This is a genomic window from Bacteroides sp., from assembly GCF_052357945.1.
Classification (GTDB): Bacteria; Bacteroidota; Bacteroidia; order Bacteroidales; family Bacteroidaceae; genus Bacteroides.
The window spans coordinates 14,873-37,378 of record NZ_DAWCXD010000043.1 but is presented as its reverse complement, the minus strand read 5'-3'; the positions used below and the strand labels follow the sequence as shown (position 1 = coordinate 37,378).

The 22,506-nt window shown below is 41.7% G+C and carries 11 protein-coding genes; all 11 read right to left on the bottom strand.

Annotation, left to right across the window (positions count from 1 at the left end; all coding sequences use genetic code 11):
* Positions 1–474 precede the first annotated feature (474 nt).
* A complete protein-coding gene (locus tag ACT8YW_RS10330) occupies positions 475–1,272 on the bottom strand; it encodes a sialate O-acetylesterase (protein ID WP_444104856.1) in 798 nt (265 codons plus the stop codon).
* 17 nt (positions 1,273–1,289) lie between these two features.
* A complete protein-coding gene (locus tag ACT8YW_RS10325; RefSeq protein WP_444104855.1) occupies positions 1,290–3,965 on the bottom strand; it encodes a glycoside hydrolase family 2 TIM barrel-domain containing protein in 2,676 nt (891 codons plus the stop codon).
* A 19-nt stretch (positions 3,966–3,984) separates the two neighbouring features.
* Entirely contained in the window at positions 3,985–6,342 is a 2,358-nt protein-coding gene (locus tag ACT8YW_RS10320) for a TIM-barrel domain-containing protein (RefSeq protein WP_444104854.1), read from the bottom strand.
* An 8-nt stretch (positions 6,343–6,350) separates the two neighbouring features.
* Positions 6,351–8,144, bottom strand: coding sequence for a glycoside hydrolase family 71/99-like protein (locus tag ACT8YW_RS10315; protein ID WP_444104853.1), 1,794 nt, complete (start codon positions 8,142–8,144; stop codon positions 6,351–6,353).
* Positions 8,145–8,200: 56 nt separating this feature from the next.
* Positions 8,201–9,214, bottom strand: coding sequence for a DUF6528 family protein (locus ACT8YW_RS10310; protein ID WP_444104852.1), 1,014 nt, complete (start codon positions 9,212–9,214; stop codon positions 8,201–8,203).
* A 57-nt stretch (positions 9,215–9,271) separates the two neighbouring features.
* Positions 9,272–10,828, bottom strand: a complete 1,557-nt coding sequence (locus ACT8YW_RS10305) for a hypothetical protein (RefSeq protein WP_444104851.1) — start codon at positions 10,826–10,828, stop codon at positions 9,272–9,274.
* A gap of 385 nt (positions 10,829–11,213) precedes the next feature.
* A complete protein-coding gene (locus ACT8YW_RS10300; RefSeq protein ID WP_444104857.1) occupies positions 11,214–12,779 on the bottom strand; it encodes a hypothetical protein in 1,566 nt (521 codons plus the stop codon).
* 28 nt (positions 12,780–12,807) lie between these two features.
* Entirely contained in the window at positions 12,808–13,419 is a 612-nt protein-coding gene (locus ACT8YW_RS10295) for a fasciclin domain-containing protein (RefSeq protein WP_151921875.1), read from the bottom strand.
* A gap of 13 nt (positions 13,420–13,432) precedes the next feature.
* Positions 13,433–14,902 (bottom strand): RagB/SusD family nutrient uptake outer membrane protein, encoded by a 1,470-nt coding sequence (locus ACT8YW_RS10290; protein WP_444104850.1) that lies wholly within the window; start codon positions 14,900–14,902, stop codon positions 13,433–13,435.
* Between the two features lie 13 nt (positions 14,903–14,915).
* Positions 14,916–18,053, bottom strand: coding sequence for a SusC/RagA family TonB-linked outer membrane protein (locus tag ACT8YW_RS10285; protein ID WP_444104849.1), 3,138 nt, complete (start codon positions 18,051–18,053; stop codon positions 14,916–14,918).
* A gap of 335 nt (positions 18,054–18,388) precedes the next feature.
* A complete protein-coding gene (locus ACT8YW_RS10280) occupies positions 18,389–22,414 on the bottom strand; it encodes a hybrid sensor histidine kinase/response regulator transcription factor (protein ID WP_444104848.1) in 4,026 nt (1,341 codons plus the stop codon).
* Positions 22,415–22,506 lie beyond the last annotated feature (92 nt).

Genomic DNA, 22,506 nt, shown 5'->3' with positions numbered 1-22,506 from the left:
AGCTCGTTGGGCTCATAACCCAAAGGTCATTCGTTCGAGTCGGATCTCCGCAACTAAAGAAAAAGAAGAATCGCAGAAATGCGGTTCTTCTTTTTTATGACAACTCTTCTTTACTGACTTTATTCACAACCTCATTTCAGTTATCAACAAGAATATCAACAAAGTTATTAACAGGTTAATTAATTTATAATTAAACAATTAACCTAATAGCCCCCTTTTCTATCAACAAGGCAGTATTTAGTTATTCACAACCTAAGATGGGGCATAAAAAGTTCATTGAAGGAATTAAAAAGCTGCCATAAATAAGCCATTCTACATAAAAGAAAATAGTGATGCTATCCAATGCAAATAGTGACGGTATATGACAGCGATACCGTTAGTATCCTGAACATATACCGTCACTATTTTTTCTACATCAATCAGCGATCTCACGTTTATTCATATAGTACCGCCAACAGAGATTTCCGATTGGCCTTATTTATGCTTATAGAACTTCCATACCTTTTCCGCATAACGTTTTCCTAATAATAATTGTGCTTCTGTATTAAAATGAGGATCCTTCTCATCTTTATACCATCCCAATCCTTTCGACGATACCCAATCGGAATGAGGGATAAATGAAGATACTTTTTTAATCATCTGATTAAAGGGAACAGTCCCCGCTTCTCTCTTCGTCCAGTTCCATTGAGAAATCTGTCCGACAACAACCGGCAGATCCGGCATGTTTAAATCTTCCCGCAGATCTTTCACCAAAGAAATCAGTTTTTGTTTATATGCTTCCGGATTGGAGCAATCGGCTTCTCCCTGATGCCAAAGGATCGCTTTCAAAACACCTCCCTGTTTCATCGCAATCCGAATCCGGGAGAGAGCTTCTTCATAATATCCATCTTTACTGCCTTTTAGCCAAGAGTTGATAGAAGAGCCACCACGCGCATTTACTACCAGTCCGAGAGGGCGTTTCGTTTTCCGTGTCATTTCTTTGGCAAAACCATAAGCCGGTCCCAAGCGTTGCATCGACAGGTCTTTACGGACTGTCGAATAACGATTGAGAGGATTTACTGCCGGTTCAAAATTCCCCTTATCATTCAATAGATATACATTTCGCAGCGTATCCATGACCTCCGGAGTCAATGTTGCACGCCCCGCCATGTTGGATTGACCGATGCATACATACAAATCAAAAGTGGATGGAACATCTTCCTTTACATTTCCTGCAAAAGCAAACAGGGATTGCAGGAGGAAAAAAGACAGTAAATAAATAGACCTAAGCATACGAACTGTGTTTATGATTAATAATTTCTATAAATACGGATAGCATTCAGAATAGGTTCTCCTTCTTTTTTATGAAAGTCGACACTTACTCCTTTTCCGTCCTTTACTGTTATTACAAACTTTTTGATAACAGCACAGGCATATCCGTAATCACGGGCTACGTTGAAATCATCTGAAACGGTTGTTCCATTGATTGAAATACCAAAGCTGCGATTTCCGGCAAATGTTTGTTCCGAGTCAGCTCCCAGATTATAAACCAATGCTTCTCTTTCTTTGTCCGACTCCAATTCTGCCCAGTACAAATATACGGAATATTCTCCATTTGGTACATCAGCCTTAAAAGATTTTATTCCAACGCGTTGGGTCTGGAAGATTGGATTCATGTCAGTTCCGTGAATATCAATATCCGAACCAAGCATGGTGCCGAATCCTGTTTGACGACGATAGGACGTTCCGCCGATAAATCCCCAGCTACCGGGCTTATATTCCTGTTCGGGAATCCATGCTACGTTTGCCGCACGATCTTCAAAATATCTCGGAGAACCTAACATTACATTTATTTCCGTAAATGGCACAGCTTCGTCTTTCAACTGCGAGCCTACTAACTGGAACTGAATCCGAAGCATATCACGCAACTTGTTATCACCAGTCACAGCAACAGCTTCCAGCAAATTCTCTCCACCCACAAACGGTACATCAAACAAAGCATAATTATTTTCTATCTTTTTCTTTCCCAGACTCTTGTTATTCACAAACAGCTCTACTTCTTCCGCATTAGAGAATACAGGGACGGATTGAACACATTCTTTCTGCGCCGTATTCACCACTCCCCCACGGCTTTTCCACTCCCGATTACCAATGACAAGTATCGGACGACGTGACAAGGCTGTCTTATAGAACCAATAAACATCTTTCTTCTCTCTGTTTAACCCGACAACGCCTTTATTGTTTACATGAGGAACAGCATCTACACGGGATTCGGAATAAAAATCATTCAGATTCCACAGACTGGAACCGGTTATAAACGGACGTTTCATCATTTCATTGAGGTAATGTTTATGATATACCAGTCCATATTCCTGCGAGAAGTCGAAACGTTCCGGCTGGTACGAATGAACTCTCGGATCCACTCCCGGTCCATATTCCGTTACCATCAGCACTTTCCCTTTGTATGCTTTATGGGCTCGGTCGAGCAAACGCTGGAACTCATTGATATCCGGTTCATACCAACCTTGATACAAGTTCCATCCCTGAATCATCGGGATTTCGGTGAGATGAGCGTCCTCGTAGTATTGAGGCATATTGTGATAAGCCATCATCGTATATCTTGAAGGATCTTCCTTACGGATAGTCGCCTCCAAGGCACGAGCTACTTTTTCCGTGAAACGGTAGTAATCTTCCAACTGTTTGCCTTCGGTATAGGGACGACGCAGGAAAATCTCATTCATATACCCCCAAATCATTACGGAAGGCCGGTTGAAGTCCTGACGTACCATCTCTTTCGCCATCTCAACAGAATTATGCAGAAACTCTTCGGTTTCTGTAACAGCATTAACGACGGGAATTTCAACCGAAGTCACAATGCCCAGTTTATCACACATTTCCATGATTACCGGATCTTGGGGATAGTGTGATACACGCAGGTAGTTTCCTCCCATCTCCTTCAATAGCAATACATCCTGTACGTGCAATTCGTCACGCAAAGCATTTCCTTTCTGAAAATAATCCTGATGGCGGGCAGTTCCGATCAGTTTACGTCCTTTGCCATTCAGAAAAAAGCCTTTTTCCGAATCAAACTTGAACCAGCGCAAACCTAACGGATTCACCACTTCATCCAGCAAAGTACCCTTTCTTTTATCAAGAATACGGGTATATACCATATAGCGATAAGGATCGTCTATATCCCACAGACGAGGGGAATCTATTTTTATCTTTTTGGAGATGTCTGTCTTCGTCTCGCCGGCTGCCAGTTTTACTTCTGCCTGCGTTTTTTTCACTTCCTTGCCATCCGCATCACAGATTATATTTTCCACCCTGACTTCCGTAGGCTGGGGCATATCGTTTGTCAGTAGCGTAGTGATTTCTACCGAAGCAGCGGAGTTATTCACTTCGGGGGTACGGATATAAACTCCCGACGAAGCATAATCATTCGTTGCAATGTGCACCGGATTCATAAACTGCAAATAGACGTCCCGGTAGATACCACCAAAGAAAGTAAAATCGGCAGATAAGGGGGGAATATTCGGATTATAGACATTGTTTACATAAATGGCAAACAGGTTTTCCTGTCCATAACGCAAATGGGGAGTGATGTCAAAACAGAAGCGGGTATACCCTCCTTTGTGCTCTCCAACGAACTGACCGTTCAGGTAGAATCGTACTTCCTGATTGGCTCCTTCAAAATAGATCACTGCCCGACGTCCCTCCTGGCTTTTGTCTATAAACAACTGTTTTCGATACCAGACCGGCCCCCGATAGAATCCCGGAGTTTCATCGTCTGCATCTTTATCATTCCAGGTATGAGGTATATTGACCGTCTCCCATGAAGAATCGTCACAACCAGTCAGTTGTGCTTCAAACGGAGATCCTTTTGTAAATTTCCATCCGTCGTTGATGGTGTATACCACGCGTTGCTGTGCCTGCGCCCATCCCACAATAAACAATAGAATAAAGATATAGAATAACTTCTTCATAATCTATGTATGCATCTAATTAAAACTTTATTTTTATCTCTCTGCCTGTGTAGACACACTCTTTACTCTCAAGAGCAGCACCGTCAGGCAGATATAACTTCACACGCATTTTTACTTGTTCCGGCATACCGGGATAACTTCCTTCACGCAGCCCGATCGTCAATGTCCGTTCCGAATCTTTCCATTGCATCGGTACTTTGGAACATACGCCGTCTTCATAGCGGTAGGAGTCGCCTTCGTCCTCATACCATAAGAAAGAAGCGTCCGCTCCTCCGTAAATACGCAGTTCCAATTCACGGTCGGGGTATTCCATCGCATATTGCTTCACTTCTGCCAAAGGCAAGATAGAACCGGCTTTTACATATAGGGGAAGGATGTCAAGGGTGTTTGCCTGCATTTGTTCTCTTCCTCCTTCAAAGGCCTTTCCGGTCCAAAAATCGTACCAATATTCGCCGTTGTGTTCCGGCAGATAGACACTGATGTTCTTTTCTTCCGATTGCGGATGAAATACCGGTCGTACCAATAAAGAGGTGCCGAACATATAGGCGTTATCAATATCAAAAGTCCGGGTATCTGTGGTGAAATCCATTGCCAAGCCTCTCAACAGGGTATAGCTGTTGGCTGTGACTTGGTGGGACATCGAGTAAATGTAAGGCAACAGACGGTAACGCAGATGGATATATTTCACCTGATTATCATAGTAAGATGTTCCCTTTTCACCGAATTGCCAAACTTCACGCGGCACATTCGTGCCGTGAGCACGGAAGATAGGAGTAAATGCACTGAACTGGAACCAACGGGAATACAACTCTTTATAATCATTGCTTTTCAACCCATCGGGATATTTTGCATCACGTTCTGTGACAAAGAATCCTCCTGTATCGGAAGTCCAATACGGAATACCGGACATGGATAAGTTCAAACCGGCAACCAGTTGTTTATGCATATTTTCCCATGAAGCCGAGACATCCCCCGACCATACTGCCGTACCATAATGCTGTTGTGAAGCAAAGGCGGAACGGGCTAAGATAAATATGCGCTTCTGATCGCTTTCGGCCCGAAGACGTTGATAAAAGTCCTTCAGCATTTCCAAAGAATAGGTATTCAGATAACGGTGGAAACTGCCCAGATAAGTATTTCCGGCTGCTTTCGTCCTCTCTTCCTGCTTCAACTGTGTGAATCCGTCACGGAAAGAAGGTTCTGTCGCATCCATCCACCAGGCATCCACACCCATATCATAGAGTCCTTTCTTGAGATATTGCCAAAAGATATCCCGTGCGACAGGATTGTAAGCATCAAAGACTTTATAACCTGCCCATGTAGGTTCGCTAAATAAGGCACCGATAGAATCGAGTGACTGATAGACAGCTGTTTCCGGTCCGAATCCGGGCCATACGGAAAGCATAAAGTGAACATGATCCTGCTGATGCAGTTCTTCAATGACTTGCCGGGGATGATCGAAGTTCGCCGGATGGAAAGTCAGACTGTTCCAATGGGATTTATCTCCCCAATACTCCCAATCCTGCACAATGTTATCCAACGGAATCCCCCGTTTACGATACTCCTTCACAACGGCTTTCAACTCATCGAACGATTTATAGCGTTCTTTAGACTGCCAGAAACCATATACCCACTTCCCGAACATCGGCACGTCTCCCGTCAATTCCCGATAACCGGCAACGACTTCGTCCATATTCTTGCCATATACAAAATAATATTCGGAAGCATCGCCTACCTCGGAAGTAAATGAGTATCCTTCCTCCGTGTCTTCAAACTTTGTTGAAGAATAATTATCCCACAAGATACCATATCCGTTAGTCGAGATAAGGAACGGATTGACAATATCCATATTAGCCTGTAATAGAAGTACGGATTTTCCACGATAGTTCATGATTCCGTTCTGATACTGCCCCAGACCGTAAATAGCCTCATCGTCAGTAGGAACAAAGCGTTGGGTTACTTCGAGGCATTGCTCACCTCCGGTAACCGAACGTTTGAAGTGCCGTGCCTTTTTAGCTTCTTTCTCTTTCAGTAATAACTTTCCTGTCGATACTTCCTGAAAAGTGAAAGCCGCATCTTCTTTATCAAAAGCAACGGAAAGCTCACGGGTAGAAAAGATCAGTTGCTGCCCTGTATCTTTCCATTTATAATCTTTGAATGCCGGTTTTTGCGAATCGACAACCAATCTTTTTGTTACCAGCGTATCACCTTCGGGAAAAGACAAAATCCGTACGCATCCCTCCGAGATAAACTCAACCCTGTATTGAATACTGTCGGATACGAAAGCACATCCCCTGCCGTCTTCATGAACCGACGAGGAACACCCGAAACAAGATAATACGGATAAAACTAATAACCAATTTTTCAAACTCTTCATCAATACATTTATTTGACTGTGTAAATGGTATAGCCCAATGACAAATTACGGACAATGACATTTCCTTTTAAATAGAAAGTAGGCATATTGAATCCATTTACGATATTATCTTTATACAGTTCCACTTTTGCACTTTTCCATTCGCCTGTATTGTCGGTACGTATCCGGGATACAATTTTAAACGGTTCTTTCGGTTCGCGCTGTGTGGACGAACGTATAAAAAGAGATTCATTTCCTTTGTCCAGGTATTCAAAATAGAGATACCCTACATAGTTATTTATTTGCAGTTTGGAAACCAATTCTTTGGGCAAAGAGATAGAAAGCGTTTCTTCGGCATTGTAACCACCTGATTTTCGCTTTCCCTGAATCTTCATGTCCGACTCACGCAAACGCATCATCTCAACCGCCAAAGCGGATTTGGCTGTCTTGACATCATTTTCTATTTGTGACAACAGACCTATCGCCACCGGATAACGTCCCTGGCTAATCAACATTGCTGCCTTATCGAGCGAACGTTGACAAGCAGATACGTCCATCTTCGTCTTTTCCAGGAAACGGGCTTCTTTTCGCAAACGGAAAAGCATTAAAGGTAAGGTTAAGCCACGCTCGTCCGCCTGTTCGCCTTTGAATTCTGCCGCATACTTTAAAGTGGTACGCAGTTCGCGGTCACCGTTTTCGATGGTAGGTTCTATTTCATGCCCTTCGGTATAGTCGCTCCACGAAGCGATAAACATCATGTCAAGGCTGTCTTTCTCCGCCATACAGAACTTCCACATACTTTGGTAAGTTTCTCCATTATTGCGAGGGATATAATAGAAGTGTCCGCGTCCCCAGCCTGCACATCCCCGGTTATCCATTCCCGGCATGGCAAATCCCGACTTAATGGTATAAGCAGGATTGTTACTATGCCAAATCGAGTCACGGAAAGGTTTCATAAACTCAATAACATCATCCTGCGTGGCATAATTATCCCATTCAGCATGTGCCTGATCTCTTGTACGGACACGAGCGGGAAGCCATGCGGTCGGTATTTCTCCCACTTTTTTCCAGGCATCCATATCATCACTGCAGGTGACAGGAATGTATTTATCGTTTTCCAGTTTTCCCCAATCCGCCCAACGACGTAAGGCAACGGGCTGCTTCATTCCTTGCGGAAACTTCACCTGTGATAATACTTTCTTGTATTCATCGACTTTTGCTCCGGGACCGAAATGATAAAAGACAGGCATTCCCTTCACCATAGGAGCAGTCGGACCGGTAAAGACACTATCTACTAAATATTGGTAACATTTAGCCATATATTCGGTCTTTGCCTCACGGGTGTTAACTTCCGGATAAATCTTCGTAATCCAGTCATAATACAACCAACCGTCGCACCAGTTTACACCGATCTCAAAGTCATACTTCGCTGCCACTTTCTGCATTTCACGCAGCAAGATGTCATTTTCGTGAGGCTTGAATCCCCATTCGATAAAGAATCCGTCTATCTTGGCAGCTTTTGCCGACAATATCTGATATTCGATATAATCGGGATCGAGATTGGACTGCATTCCGACTTGGGGATAGGCTACAGCCGCTATCTCATGTCGTCCTTCACTGTCTATCAGGTCGGCATTATAACACAGGGATTTCCTTCCCGTACTTGATTTCTCCGTATTGGCATACATCTCCCAACGCCCCAACTTTCCGTCATGTTGCCGGGTATAACGCACACCGTGGAAGTCAGCATACACTTTCTTTCCGTTCTGCGCCAAGGCCGGTAATGCAATAGATACCAATAAAAAAAGAAGAAGTTTCCTCATTGTTCCAAACTTAATTATTCAACTTATGTATTTTATTACCCTTCGACGATACTTAATCAATCCTCGCCCAATACGAAATCGTGCTTTTCCGGATAACTGAAAGTATTGTCTATCATCCAACGACCTTTATAAATCTTAGCTCCGTCCATCTTGAAGAGTTCTTCTCCCTTCTCATTTACAAGTCCTTCAGCCCACCACTCTTCAGTCGGTTTCAACATCAGGATTCCGTCCGGTCCGTTACAGATACTTTTTATATCAGCTGTATTGTAGACTTTTTCACAAGTCGGTTCGGCAGAGTCATTAGTCGTAGCGTCGGTAACTCCTGTCAAATCAAACTTGTAGACAGCCGAAGCGGCAGTAAGCCACAGTTTATCTTCTTCACCATATACCGGGAACAAATCGTGTCCGCCCGATTCATTGCTAAATGTATAAAGGGTAGTCTGATTTATTAACTTAGGATCGCTACGATTGCCATCATACTTAAAACGGAATAATGCAGTAACTCCCTCTTTTTTGGTAGCTGTAGCATAAAGATAGGACCTTTTCTTATCCCACACTACATTATGCGCATTACCCAGATTCACCGTATTAGCCTTCGCTCCCAATACCTTAACCGTGTCAACCACAAAGGTACTAATTTCACCGTTCTTAGATTCTGCCGTCACAATATTTCCATCGGGTAATACCTCCGCAGAGTGAGGATTCTGTCCGCAATTTGCATAGAACATTAATTTATGGTCCGACAAACGGATTAAAGCCACAGCTCCGCCGGAGGCAGTCATCAAGATATAGCGTCTATTGAAAACAGGTTTCACTTCACTCGGATTGACAAACCAACCCTGTTGGGCAGCAGGAACACAAGCCGTATAAGGGTCCCAACTCCAAATATTACGATGTGTCTCCGCATCCCTGATGACAATAGCCCGTCTGGATTGCTCCGCCAGTACATAAGCCTTTTCCGGAAGTTGAAAGATTTGATCTTTTACTACAGGAGCGGTATCATCATCGGAACATGCTCCCAAAGCTATATTAAATCCTAAAAGGATTGCGAATAAACTAAACTTCTTCATGGTCATAACTATTTTAATTCTAAATATTCAATTTGTCTTTTTAATGTTTCCGTTAATCTATTGAACCGATTTTGTATCATAATAATCGATCAATGAATGAACTGCAAGATTTACCTGTCGCATCTGCGACAAAAAAGATGTATAAGGCTCGTATTCGATGGAGACTATTCCTTTATTAGAAGCTTTTCCGTTAGAATCGTAGCCGTCATTATATTCAAAGTGTACCCACCCCACACAATTTCGGGTTTCCAGCAAACGCAGGCAGAAGTTCTGATAAAACTCACCTCTATTTTTCTGTGTACGTACCAGCCATCCACCTCCTTCGGTATTGGCATATCCAGTTCCCTGATAACTGGCATCTTCTGCTTTCGTATAGAATTCCGATACTAAAAAAGGTTTCGTTCCACACCAAACTTTCAGGTTTGCCAAGAAATCTGCTTCCGGTTGCCAACGGGCATAATAATTGATAGAAACAAGATCGCAATAACGGGCACAAGCTTCCACCACTTTCTGATTGTATTTGCTCCAGTCATGCAGACGTGTCCCCAAAATCAAATGCTCTTTATCATACTTCCTGACGGTGGCAGTAGTCAACTGATAATAATAATCAGCAACCATCCCCCGAAAGTCTTCCTGATTTTTCTTGGTGATCGCTCCGGCAGAAGCTATACCGTTATCCCGCATAAACTTTTCTGCATACTCCCGGGCAGCTTTATAGCGTTCGGGCAAGGACAAAAAATGTTTCAGATCAATTCCTCGCAAAGGGTCAGTATTCTGATAACTGGCAAACGGCAATTCATTGTCAAGATAGAAACCTATAAAATGCCGGTCACCGGCAAATAAAGCTGACTTCTCTTGTACGAGACGATCTATGTACGTAGCAAATGTCGGTTCGAAAAGAAGAACGAGACGATTATACTTGTCATCATCAAACGCGTAGCCCAAATTCTTGCTCATATCCCACATAAAGGTACGGAGCAGATACAGATTTTCTGCATAAGCAATCTTTTGCGTCTTAGGCGTCAACAAGTTAGCACGTACTGCAGCAGGAAATACTTCAATACGGTTCGAGCCATACGAAATATAGTTTATATGATTGTCTGCCAACAGTTTGCCAGTCTCTTCACTCCATCGCGCCTCACTACCATATCGAGTACCGAAAGCCTTCTTATGAGCAGTAGATTCTCCCGGACGAACATGCTGAATTCCATGAATGATAACAGCTCCATTATCCGGATCCAGCAAATAAGAACGGCCTCCACAACTAGCCACTCGGAAAAAGCCTTCTTTTCCAACCACAGAAGAGGGTTGCAAACCGATTCGTCCTCCCCATGCAGTCCGGCTATAATCCGAAGAAGGAGTATACCAATTCATATTATCAATGGTACGTGTTTCCCTTGAATCTGCTGTTGCCCATGCTTGGAAAGTTCCGTTCTGCCATTTCCGGTATTCAACGTGCAAGAAAGTATATTCGTCTTTTTCCAAAGGAGTATCTCCCTCTCCCGGCTTCACAGGTTCTATTTCGTTGGAAGAGGAGGAACAACCAAGCGTTAACTGCATCAGTCCGACCAAAGATAAAAAGAGGAAATACCTATATATTATATGTTTTCTCATATTACTTTCAGCTACCGCACATTATTACTTAACCAATGTGCTTGTTATCAATCGCATCTTTCGTATACTCTATCTACAGTTCACCGGGATAGCTGTTAATAACTCTCGCGTTGGCTATTAATAGAAAAGTTATCCTCCACTAGGAGAGAACTTCCTTCCCCCTTGTTGCAAACTTCTTTTATCCTTATTATAAACTATAAACGCAAGCTTTGTTTTTATAATTGCAAGTTTTGTTTTTATAAACGCAACTTTCATTTATAAAAACGTAAACTTCGTTTATAGTTTGTATCGGACAGAGAGCAACTTTACTCCCAATGAAAGGGAAGTTTAGTCTTAATAGAAAAGAACTTTTCTATTAAGACTTCAGACGGTAGGTAATACTACCTTACTTCTTCTTAGGGAATTTGATTTCAACAGTTACGACACGTGCTTGTGTATTACCAGTTGTACTTAAAGCTCCCTGGCCATAAGATGGTGTCATATCTATAATCCTCATCACACCTATCCGATCTGCACCTGCAGTAGAAGCCGATGCTGTCTTAAAGGCTATAATATCTCCTACTGCCATAGGATTCACTTCCTTCCCAATTACCAAGCTACCCGATATTTCTGCCGATATAGAAGCTACCGTCGCATTGTCATAATCAAACTTTGTAAGTTTAAGCAAACCTGTCTGATTTTTAACTGCAGCACTGCCAAGATTCGCATTGTTAGAACCTTTAAATTCGCTTTGTTTCGCACCATTTATCGGATATAGACGAGGTGTTGATTCTTTATTAGATCCGTTACCCATACAATAGAAACATAAATCCACATTCTTCGCATTATCTGCACTTCCTAAAGCGTAATCTACAGAATATGTTTTCATATCATTCAACGATAACAAACCATAAACACCCGGATAAGCTTCATGACCGGTATTCGCCAATGGCTGACTGGCTATATTAACGGTAATCACCTCCATGTTGACATACACTTTTACAGTACCACTCCTTTCTTTTCCAACCCGTCCATCAGATACAACCACCTTTATCTGCGATGTTGCTTCCGTCAGGCTAACTTCCGAAACATAATCCAACTGTAGCTCACCATTCTTCTTTTCATTCAGCGCCAACACTTCCTCACCATTTTCGACACGATAAATCGTTACTTCCTGAATTCCACGTACAGATTCCGCTTTTATAGGGATAGCCAACTTAGCATCAGTAGTTCCTGACATCGGTTCGGACGGCAAGGTCAATACAGGTACCGGAACCGTTTTATATTCTACAGGCAAGGTAGAAATAGTCACATTGTCATAAATATCCACAGCTTTCACTTTAAAGCCTTTATCTCCCTCTTTGTATTCAATCATTTCATCATATATGAATTCCTTTTTACCATCCAGTCCTGCAGACCCTTTTGATTCCTGCCCGGTAGCGGAAACCAAATATGTCTCAACCAACTTCAAACCAGCTTCTGAAACAATCTTAAAAGTAGTACGGGGAATTACCGGATTCTCATCCATTTCATCATACACAATCTTTTCCAGATCGAATGTAATGACAGGACGTGCCATCACATCGGTAACAGCAATCGGCAAAGTTCCGCTCGTTACATGATTCAGTTTGTCCGTAGCTTCAATGATAAAAGCTTCATAATTTGCATTGTACTCCAAGTTTTCAGACAAGCTGTAAGAGTTGGGGTTAAAGAAATCGGTCACCGTCTTGTATTCTGTCACTCCCTCTACCGTCTGCAACTTCATTGTCACACTTTGAAGTCCGGCCTGTGACTTAATAACAGCCACTACCGGCAGGTTATCCACTTTATTTAAATCAACCTCCAATTGTTCCATAGGAAACTTAATCACAGGAGCCGCTGCATTAGGATCCACACTATCATTATCGTCGCCACAAGCAACAAAGCCCAGGCAAAGTCCTAATATCAATAAGGTATATATTTTACGAATCATCATTAGTTCTCTTTTTAATTAACTGTGGTTATTTGGAATATTTGCAATAGTTCTCAAATATATGAATCACACCATTCGTCGGCAGAATATTACTGGTCTTGGCCTGCCGCTGGGGAGATTTTCCGTTGCTTCCGGTCTGATTTACCAAAATCTTACCTACTGCGGCCTGCCAGGGGTTTTTCCAGACAGACATCGTCATTAGGCCATTTTCGCCTTTCAACATAGTCAGTACGAACATCGGGTCCACCTGCAACTGCCCATAAGAGCTGTATTCACCATCCACGATATGATAGAGCAATAAATCCGTTACTTTCGACGCATCACACTCTGTAATAGTAGCAACTCCCGAACATTCATTATTACGAAAATTCTGCATGGCCGTATTATCTAAAGCCAGAAAAGTATATTTATTATCAGTCTGTGTATAATAGTCCTTCAAACCTGTATATTCAATAGCTGCTATCAACTCCGAGAACATATCTTTGTGATCCTGAAAATATTCCCACGCTGTCACTTTTACATACGGATCATCCACCGAAGGCTCATAATCATAGTTCTTTTGCAAGTCCAGATCACAACCGGTCAATGCCAAAATTGTCCAACAAAAGAAAAGAGTCTTATATAATATTGTCTTTTTCATTGCTTCTACCTTTTTAGTTGTTAGTATTACCATAATACGTATTCTGCACAATCTTCGGATTTTCCAAGATATGTGAATAGTGAATCGGGAAAAGTTCATTGCCGTCCTGCTCCATTCCGTTAATAGGTTTCATCACTTCCTTCCACTTTCCGGTACGCAGCAAATCAAACCAACGGCGTCCTTCACCGGCTAACTCCACCTGACGTTCACGCAAGATATAATTGACTACCTCTTCTTCTGAAGCAAAATCATTTTCAGTCAGTGTATTCAATCCGGCACGGTCACGTACAGTTTTTACTAAATCCAAAGCTTCCCCCCATTTTCCCTGATGAGCACGAGCTTCAGCTTGCAACAACATCATATCTGTGTAACGATAGATTGGATATGCTACTTCGCATGTCTTATTCAAAGAGTTACTAATGTCACCTGCCATATATTTACGCAATTCACTTCCATTTTGGTAATTCTTCACCGTATAATCTTTGCGTAAATCACCTTGCATATCCTTTTCATCAAAGATACTCATAAACTTATCAGACATGACTGCCGCACGATTCCCTGAACCAGAAAACCATTGATACATATAACTGTAACCATTCGTGCCGACTTCATCCATATTGAAATGAACAAGGAAAATAAACTCTCTGGAGTTATATTCATCATTTTCCGGTGTATCATCAGAAGGTTTATTAGTCAGTTCTTCCGTAAACATGGTATGCCAAGTAGCAATGTTAGGTTCGAAGTCTACAAAACGACCGCCTTTTTTGGAAGCAATAGTTGCCATCTTATCAATGGTCTGATCAGCCAGATTATATTCTTTAGTCCACATATAAGCATCCGCCATGATGGCCCATACGCCACAGATAGAAATGCGTTTGCGTTCGTAGTTCTTGTTACGGTTTATCAGTCCTTCCGCTTTCTTCAAGTCCGGGAGAATGACATGTTCCAAAATGTAGTTTTTATCCGTACGCTCTTTGTAGATGGCTTCCGAATACTTTTCAGTAGGTTCTGTAAACAAAGGTACATCTCCCCAAACACGGATAGCATAGAAGTAGGCCAAAGCACGCAATGCATAAGCTTGTCCGAGATAGTCATTTCGGTCTGCCACATCAGGCATACTGATATTAGGAACATATTTAATAGCCAGATTTGCCTGGTTAATCATCTGATACAGAGTCGTCCACTTTGCACATTTCTCATCCGTAGACATTAGGTTGTTGATAACACGTGCCTGATCGGCCATTACCGGTGCTCCGGGAGCTACATTATCCGAACGGAACTCACCCCAATAGAAATAGTTCTCCCGTAAAGTGGAACGTAACAATCCATAGATTTCATTTATACCTGCCTTAGCGTCACGGGCAGTCTGCCACATGTCACCTGCCGGAATTTCACTTACCGGTTCCTCATTCAGAAAGTCTGAACAGCTATTCAATGATAGAGCCAGGCATACAGCTCCAACAAAATATTTTATATTCTTCATACGATATCTTCAATTAAAAGTTTGCAGAAAAACCAATACCATATTCTCTCTTTCTCGGATAACGGTAAGAGTCTTTACCTACCTGCAGAGGATTGTTGGTAGAGAATTCAGGATCGAATCCCGAATAGTTGGTCCATGTCAAGGCGTTGTTTACAAAAGCGTAGATATTTATATTCTTCAACATCAGCTTCTTTATCCAGTTTTCAGGAAGATCGTATGCTACACGTATGTTCTGCAAACGAATAAATGAAGCATCTTCCAGATAGAACGAGTTACCCATACGGGCATTGTTGTAATCATCATTATACGGACGCGGATAGATTGCCTGGTCACCCGGATGCAACCACATATTATGGATGACTTCCGGTGAAGGAGTAGTTCCGGTGTATTTGAACATATTACGATTATGTTCGGCTGCATTATAAATCTGTCCTCCCAATGAATAATAGAATCCTAAGTATAAACTCAAATTCTTCCAAGTCACCGTTGTATTCAAACCACCGGTTACATCAGGCATGGCATTACCGATCACCATACGGTCATTATCATCAATCACACCGTCACGGGTTCCTTCCGGTTCCTCCCAGTTGTAATCTCCCCCACGGAACGGTTTACCGTTCGGCAACGTTTTCTGACGGATATTACCTGCATATTCCTTTCCATCCAACAAATATTTGTACTGGAATACACCATTCTCAAACACCGGAGTTAGCTGTTCCCATTTATCAGTGAAAGCATTCGATTCGTCGTATGCAAAGACACCGGCGCTTTTAAATCCGTAGAAGTCACCCACACGGCCACCTTCCTGCATCCACCAGATATCACCTTCCATATATGCCTTACCTTCAGACAGCTTCTCAATACGGTTGACGTTTCTGGAGATATTGAAAGAAGCATTCCACTTCCAGTCCTTCGTACGGATAATATCACCGGTAACAGCAATTTCAAAGCCTCGGTTACTCATTTCACCGACATTGGTTTTCATATATGCAAAACCGGATTCTTTAGGCAATTGGTAGTTTGCCAACAAACCGTCTGTATATTTATCGTAATAATCGGCAGTGATTGTCAAGCGGCTATTCCAGAAATTCAAGTCCAGACCAAGGTTGAATTGTTTAGTTTCCTCCCATTTCAGATTGTCTTTACCGATACGAGTCGGAATAACGCCACCCACTCCGTCATAAATAGAATTCGGAGAATAAGAGTAGATATAGTCGTAGTTGCCGATTGCTTCGTTACCCGTGATACCGAAACTTGCACGGATCTTACCATCTTCGAGAAACTTTTTCGAGAATTTCATGAATTTCTCATCCGAGAAGCGCCATCCCACAGATACGGAAGGGAAATTACCCCATTTGTTCTCTTTGGCAAAACGAGAAGAACCGTCACGACGCATAATGGCATTGAGCAAATATCTTCCTTTATAATCATAAGTCACACGGGCAAAAATGGAAGCCATAGAGTGATTGCTTAATGTGGAGCCTGTAGATGACAAATCCAGGTTTGCGGCAAAAGCATTCATTGTATAGATAAAATCTGTAGACGAGTTTATCCCCACAAATGTTTCGTTTTCATAACGCCACTGCTGTGCACTAACACCTACCATGGTCGTAAAATTATGATCTTTTATTTTGCGTGCATAAGTAAGGATGTCTTCATTCATCCAGTTCCAGTTCAGGTAATTATAAGAATAACCTTTATTCTGTTTCTGCCATTCGTCGGTGATAAGACTCGGTTCGAGTTTTTTGCGTTTATCCAGATAGAAGTTGGCATTAATATTGGCTCTGAACTTCAAATATTTGTTGAATTTGATTTCAAAGAACTGGAAGAAGTTAGCCTTATAAGAATCCGTAAAGTCGGTGGTATAATTGACCTGCGCAATAGGATTCTTCTGACCGTTAAACACTCCGACCAAAGAGCCATCCGGATAATAAGTATTGAAATAAGGACGACGAGTCAACACTGCGCTCAATAAAGTACCTTCATTCAGACCTTTCTTTTTAGAATAAGTCAAAGAAATACGGCTACCCATATTCATCCAGTCTGTCGGTGAATAATCGGAGTTGATACGAGTATTTAATCTCTGGAAACCTGTATTGGAAATAATACCTTTCTCATTATAATAACCGGTATTGATGAAATATTTCAATTTCTTTGTACCACCACCTACACTGATATCCACCTGATCTTTTTGTGCAGTGCTTGTAATCATGTCCAGATAATCGTTATCCACATTAAAGAAAGAGTTCAACGGATCATTCAGTATATCACTACTTTCATCCGGATTACCTCCGCCGTATGTTTCAAAATACTCTTTACGATACTGGTCGTACAACAAACGTTCTTTACGGTTTGCCTGTGGAACCTTGTGAGACAATGTACCCCACGAGTGATTATACTTGATATCAATACGGGCTTTACCTTCCTGCCCACTTTTAGTAGTGATAATAATCACACCGTTCGCCGAACGCGAACCGTAGATAGCTGCAGAAGCGGCATCTTTCAAAATCTCCATAGAAGTAATATCATTCGTATTGATACCGTCGATACTTTCCAAAGGCACACCGTCTACGATATAAAGAGGAGTAACCCCTTCGGCAGAGAACGTGGAAGTACCACGAATTTTGATAGAAGAAGATTCACCGGGCTGTCCGGAACCGGATACCACCTGTACACCGGCAGTAGTACCCTGCAATGCTTCAAAAACATTAGTAGCCATTTTTTGCTCAATGGCCTCGCTTGAGATGGAAGTAATAGCTCCTGTTACATCACGCTTTTTCATCGTACCGTACCCCACTACCACTACTTCGTCCAATAGCTTAGAGTTCTCTTCAAGCGTAATATTCATTGTTTTATCTTTCACTACCACATCTTTAGGGGTATATCCCATGAATGATACAGTCAAAGTAACTCCCTTCTTCGAAACATTCAATGAGAAATTACCATCTAAATCTGTAATTGTTCCATTAGATGTTCCCTTCTCCATCACATTGGCGCCAGGCAAAGGAAATCCTGTTTTATCCACAATAACTCCCTTCACTGCAAACCCGCCTTGAGCATAAGCCGGATTGACAAGGAAAAAGAGACTCAAGGAAATCAAAAGCAACGACTGAAGCAACCGCACTTTTGTCCTACTCTGTAAATTTTTCATAACTAGAATAAAATTAAATTGGTTAATTATCAAGGTTTTACTCACTACTTAATTAATTGGGGAAAATATATTGATTCTCTCCAATAAGATGCTATCTTTTATTTATTATATGGATATTTGTCTTTCATAATACTACACAATAATTATTATATTAGAACAAAGATTACACAGTACCCGGTCTACCAAATGAAAGTGTGTGCGGACACACCTAACCAAAGAAAACTCAAGTACAAGCTGGCATTATCCAACGCCACAAAAGTATTGCATTTGAATATATTGCACCCTATCGAATTGTTCGTTTTATCTAGTCTAAAAATTCAGATGACTTATTTTAATCACTTCACAGAGGGTTCGGAGGAGGTATTATGAGCTTTTCGGTATTGCGTAGGAGCAATATCAAAAAGTTCTTTAAAGCATTTATTGAAATATTGAGGATTTCCAAATCCTAACCGGTAAGCAATATCCGATATATTCATTTCCGGAGAATTCTGCAGAAAATATGCCGCTTTTTTCAGACGCAGATTCATGATAAAATTATTTGGCGTACTTCCCGTGATACCTTTTATCTTCTGGAATAAGACAGTACGTCCCACCCCCATCTCACGTGAGAAGACATCTACACTGAATTCGGGATTTTCCATATTATCTTCCACTACCTGCGTCGCTTGTTCGATAAACCTCTGATCGAGTTCATTCGTTGCAATCTTCTCCGCTTTGCTATCCAGCTGATGGGCATATTTATTCTGTAAAAGTCTGCGGGTATTAATCAGATTATTGCATTGCATCACCAGCCGCCGCATATTAAACGGCTTCACCACATAAATATCCGCTCCAATTCTCAATCCTTCCAACTCACGTTCGGGCGCACTAAGGGCAGTCAGAAGAACGACGGGGATATGACAGGTTTCAATATTGTTCTTAATTTTAGCACACAATTCCGTTCCGGGCATTCCGGGCATCATAATATCCGAAATAACCAGATCAGGTTGCATCATCTTTACTTTCTCATAACCTTCCTCACCATCACTTGCAGTTTCAACCGTGTATAATGGAGAAAAGATATCTACAAGGATATTTCTGATTTCTTCATTATCATCAATAACCAACAGCTTGCAGTCAGTAGTCCCACTCTCACTTTGAGCCGACTGTACCTCCTTAACCAATAGTTCTTTATCTTCCGAATAATAAATATATTCCTTATCCTGCTCCGGTTCAATCCGGGAAACAGAAGAATCAAAGTGAGCATCTCCTTTCTTCAGAGTGACCTTAAAGCATGAACCTTTCCCCAACTGGCTTTCTACAGTTATATCTCCCTGATGAGCTTTCACAATCCCCTGACTTAAAGCCAGCCCGATACCCGTTCCTCCATACTGTCCGATATTCTCGGCCTGATAGAACTGCTCGAATATCTTCACGTAATCTTCCTCGGATATTCCTGCCCCATTGTCTGAAACGGAAAACATACATTCATCCGCTCCATCAGCCAATTCCATACTGATACTTCCACCGTCTGAAGTATATTTAAAAGCATTCGACAGCAGGTTATTAACCACTTTCTGCAATTGCATACGATCTCCCCACACGAGGCATTGCTCACAGTCAGCATGCAAAACAAACGAAATATTCCTGTTAGCTGCCAATTCTTTGAACAATACATAATGCTCTTTGAGTAAAGAATATAAATCAAATTGAGAAACTTTCAATTTCAAAAGTCCCTGCTCCTGTTTTCGGAAATCAAGCAACTCCGTTATCAATGATTTCAGGTTACCGGCATTTTTATGTATATTCAGTAATTTCGAATAAGCATACGTAGACAACTTACCGGAATTCAACAACAGATCAACCTGCCCCAGGATAAGGGTAATAGGGGTTCTGATTTCATGTGAGATATTAGTGAAGAAACGCAGTTTGGATTGGTTCATTTCTTCAATATATTGTTTCTCACGAAGTTCAAAATCCAATGATGTTTTCAAGAACAGCCGAATTCTATATTCTCTCACCACAAAGAATAGAATCGTCAGAATCACACACACATAAATAGTATAAGCCCACCAGGTGGCATAAAAAGGTGGTGTGATCGTTATATGAAGAGATCTGATTACCTCCGGAAAGTTCTTCAATCTGATCTCAAAAACATAATCGCCCGGAGATATATTTGTATAAGTAATATCATTCCCCAAACGATTCTCACTCCATTCGTCATTAGAACCTATCAACCGGTATTCTACTTCACCACCGCCAATATGCAGAAAGTTATCTGTCGAGAAACCGATAGAAAACACATTCTGCAAATAATTCAATTTAATCCGGTCGGTATAGGCAAAGGACTTATTTAGGATGCCGGTTTGATCGCCTGTGGTAATCTCTTTATTATTGACATACAAATGCGCCAACTCCAAATCATATATTTTCGGAGGATAGGACAAACTACTTTCACGAATGGCAACCAGTCCGGTAGCTCCTCCCATATAAATATCATGATTGCGGGATACATGCATGGATTTCCTATTAACAAGAGTCAGCGGAAATCCGGTTTTAGAATTGAAGTTGATTACCTTCCCCTCTTTCTGTTCCAGCATTGACAATCCATGTCCGGTTCCAATCAGCAAATTCCCGGAAGGGGTTTCCCCCAGTACCCTGATATTTTCTCCCGACAACACACTTTCAGGAGTATGTAAACGAAACAAACGTTCTTTCTTATCCAGCAAGAAAAGTCCGTTGCCATGTGTCCCTACCCAAATATTTCCCTTTCGATCTTCATAGATAACATTGACCAACTCTTTTTGAGATCTGACCCGTTTCTTCAGACTTATCCTATAGGTTTCAAACCGCTTTTCATCAATCACATAAGCTACACAACCGTCATCGGCAGCAAACCATAATCTGTTTTTCGAATCAAGTAATAGGGTGTTATAATTATGTGTAAACAGTTCCTTCTGATGAAACAACACCTCGGATTTCAAGGTCTGTTTATCCAAACTCACAATAGCTGATGTTGTCCCGACATACAATTTACGAGGCGTATCTGCCAAGGCAAACAGGGCCTCTCCTACACTTTCCTCTCCAAGCGGTTCAAGATTATAGATGTCGTTCCGATAGTTATTAAGATGAAAACAATTTACTTTATTTGTAAAGTCTGCAGCGATCCACAAGCAGTTATTAGCCTCATCAAAAACGACATCTTTCAGATAATCCGTACTAAAATGATATCCGGTATGCGCATTAAAATGTTTGAATGTTCCTTGTTCCGGTTGATATAAATCCAGTCCCCCACCTTCTGTACAAATCCATATATTTCCGGATTTATCTTCTGCCATAGCACCCACCACCGGAAAAGACAATCCGGTATCCGAAGCATGATAATGTACAAAATGTTGATATTCCGGTGAGAAGAAGTTCACGCCGCCCCAATAGGTCCCCACCCAGACAGTTCCTTGTTTGTCCGTATAAAGAGAAGTCACCGAACGATTGGACATAGCCCCCACCCGGTTAGGATCCGCCTGATAATGAAATATTTTCCCGGTAGCCACCTCAATCTTACTCAATCCGCTTCTGTAACCTACCCATATATTCCCTTCCAAATCCTGACATAGCGCTCTTGCCATATCATCCCGGACCGTGTAAACACTCTTGTTGTTATAATCATAATGATGTATGACTGCACCTTGAGGTGAAAAACAGAAAACACCATGATCCTGCGAACCAACCCAAATATTCTGATCGTTACTTTTTATCAGTTTCATCACCTTAATTCCGGGCAAATAAAGCGACATCGATCCACAAGTATCCACACGCATCACCCCGCCATCCTTCAAAGCAACCCAAAGATTTCCTTCCGAACCTTCTACCATTGTCGGCCCGGTGTCCGGCAAATGTACCTCCGCATACATTGGTTTCACGGAACGGGTATTCTTATCATATAAGAAGAGTTTTCCTCCTTCTGCAATCCACACTCCCGTCTTTCCTTTGGCAAGGGTGGTGGGAGAAGCCACCGGAAGAATATAATATTTCTCCGTTTCAAGGTCGAACTGGAAAAGTCCCGTAGAGGTCAAGAGAAAAAGACTCCCCTGGCCGTCCTCCACCATCTGGGTGACATATAGATTACCATAACTGATGGAATCGTTATGAAAATGATTAAAGACTTTAATATGATTGCCATCGAAACAATTCAGACCATCCAGTGTGGCAATCCATATACGCGACTTCTCATCCTGGCAAATATCGCTCACCGTTATTTGCGACAATCCATCCTCCACACCCAATGTTCTGAACTTATATTCCTGTGATTGAAGAGGAGATATAAATCCTAAAAGAGATAACAGAATAAGAAAATGGATCTTAGATAGTTTTTGTCCGCGCATATCAAGAATGATGGTTTATAGCACACATTAATCTCGTCACAAAAGTAACAGTTTTTATGATATTCCCAAAATCAGAGCAAAATAACTGATAG

Coding starts and splice junctions, on each gene's coding strand:
- ACT8YW_RS10330 (WP_444104856.1), bottom strand. CDS start 1,272: ATGCTTAGGTCTATTTATTTACTGTCTTTTTTCCTCCTGCAATCCCTG.
- ACT8YW_RS10325 (WP_444104855.1), bottom strand. CDS start 3,965: ATGAAGAAGTTATTCTATATCTTTATTCTATTGTTTATTGTGGGATGG.
- ACT8YW_RS10320 (WP_444104854.1), bottom strand. CDS start 6,342: ATGAAGAGTTTGAAAAATTGGTTATTAGTTTTATCCGTATTATCTTGT.
- ACT8YW_RS10315 (WP_444104853.1), bottom strand. CDS start 8,144: ATGAGGAAACTTCTTCTTTTTTTATTGGTATCTATTGCATTACCGGCC.
- ACT8YW_RS10310 (WP_444104852.1), bottom strand. CDS start 9,214: ATGAAGAAGTTTAGTTTATTCGCAATCCTTTTAGGATTTAATATAGCT.
- ACT8YW_RS10305 (WP_444104851.1), bottom strand. CDS start 10,828: ATGAGAAAACATATAATATATAGGTATTTCCTCTTTTTATCTTTGGTC.
- ACT8YW_RS10300 (WP_444104857.1), bottom strand. CDS start 12,779: ATGATTCGTAAAATATATACCTTATTGATATTAGGACTTTGCCTGGGC.
- ACT8YW_RS10295 (WP_151921875.1), bottom strand. CDS start 13,419: ATGAAAAAGACAATATTATATAAGACTCTTTTCTTTTGTTGGACAATT.
- ACT8YW_RS10290 (WP_444104850.1), bottom strand. CDS start 14,902: ATGAAGAATATAAAATATTTTGTTGGAGCTGTATGCCTGGCTCTATCA.
- ACT8YW_RS10285 (WP_444104849.1), bottom strand. CDS start 18,053: ATGAAAAATTTACAGAGTAGGACAAAAGTGCGGTTGCTTCAGTCGTTG.
- ACT8YW_RS10280 (WP_444104848.1), bottom strand. CDS start 22,414: ATGCGCGGACAAAAACTATCTAAGATCCATTTTCTTATTCTGTTATCT.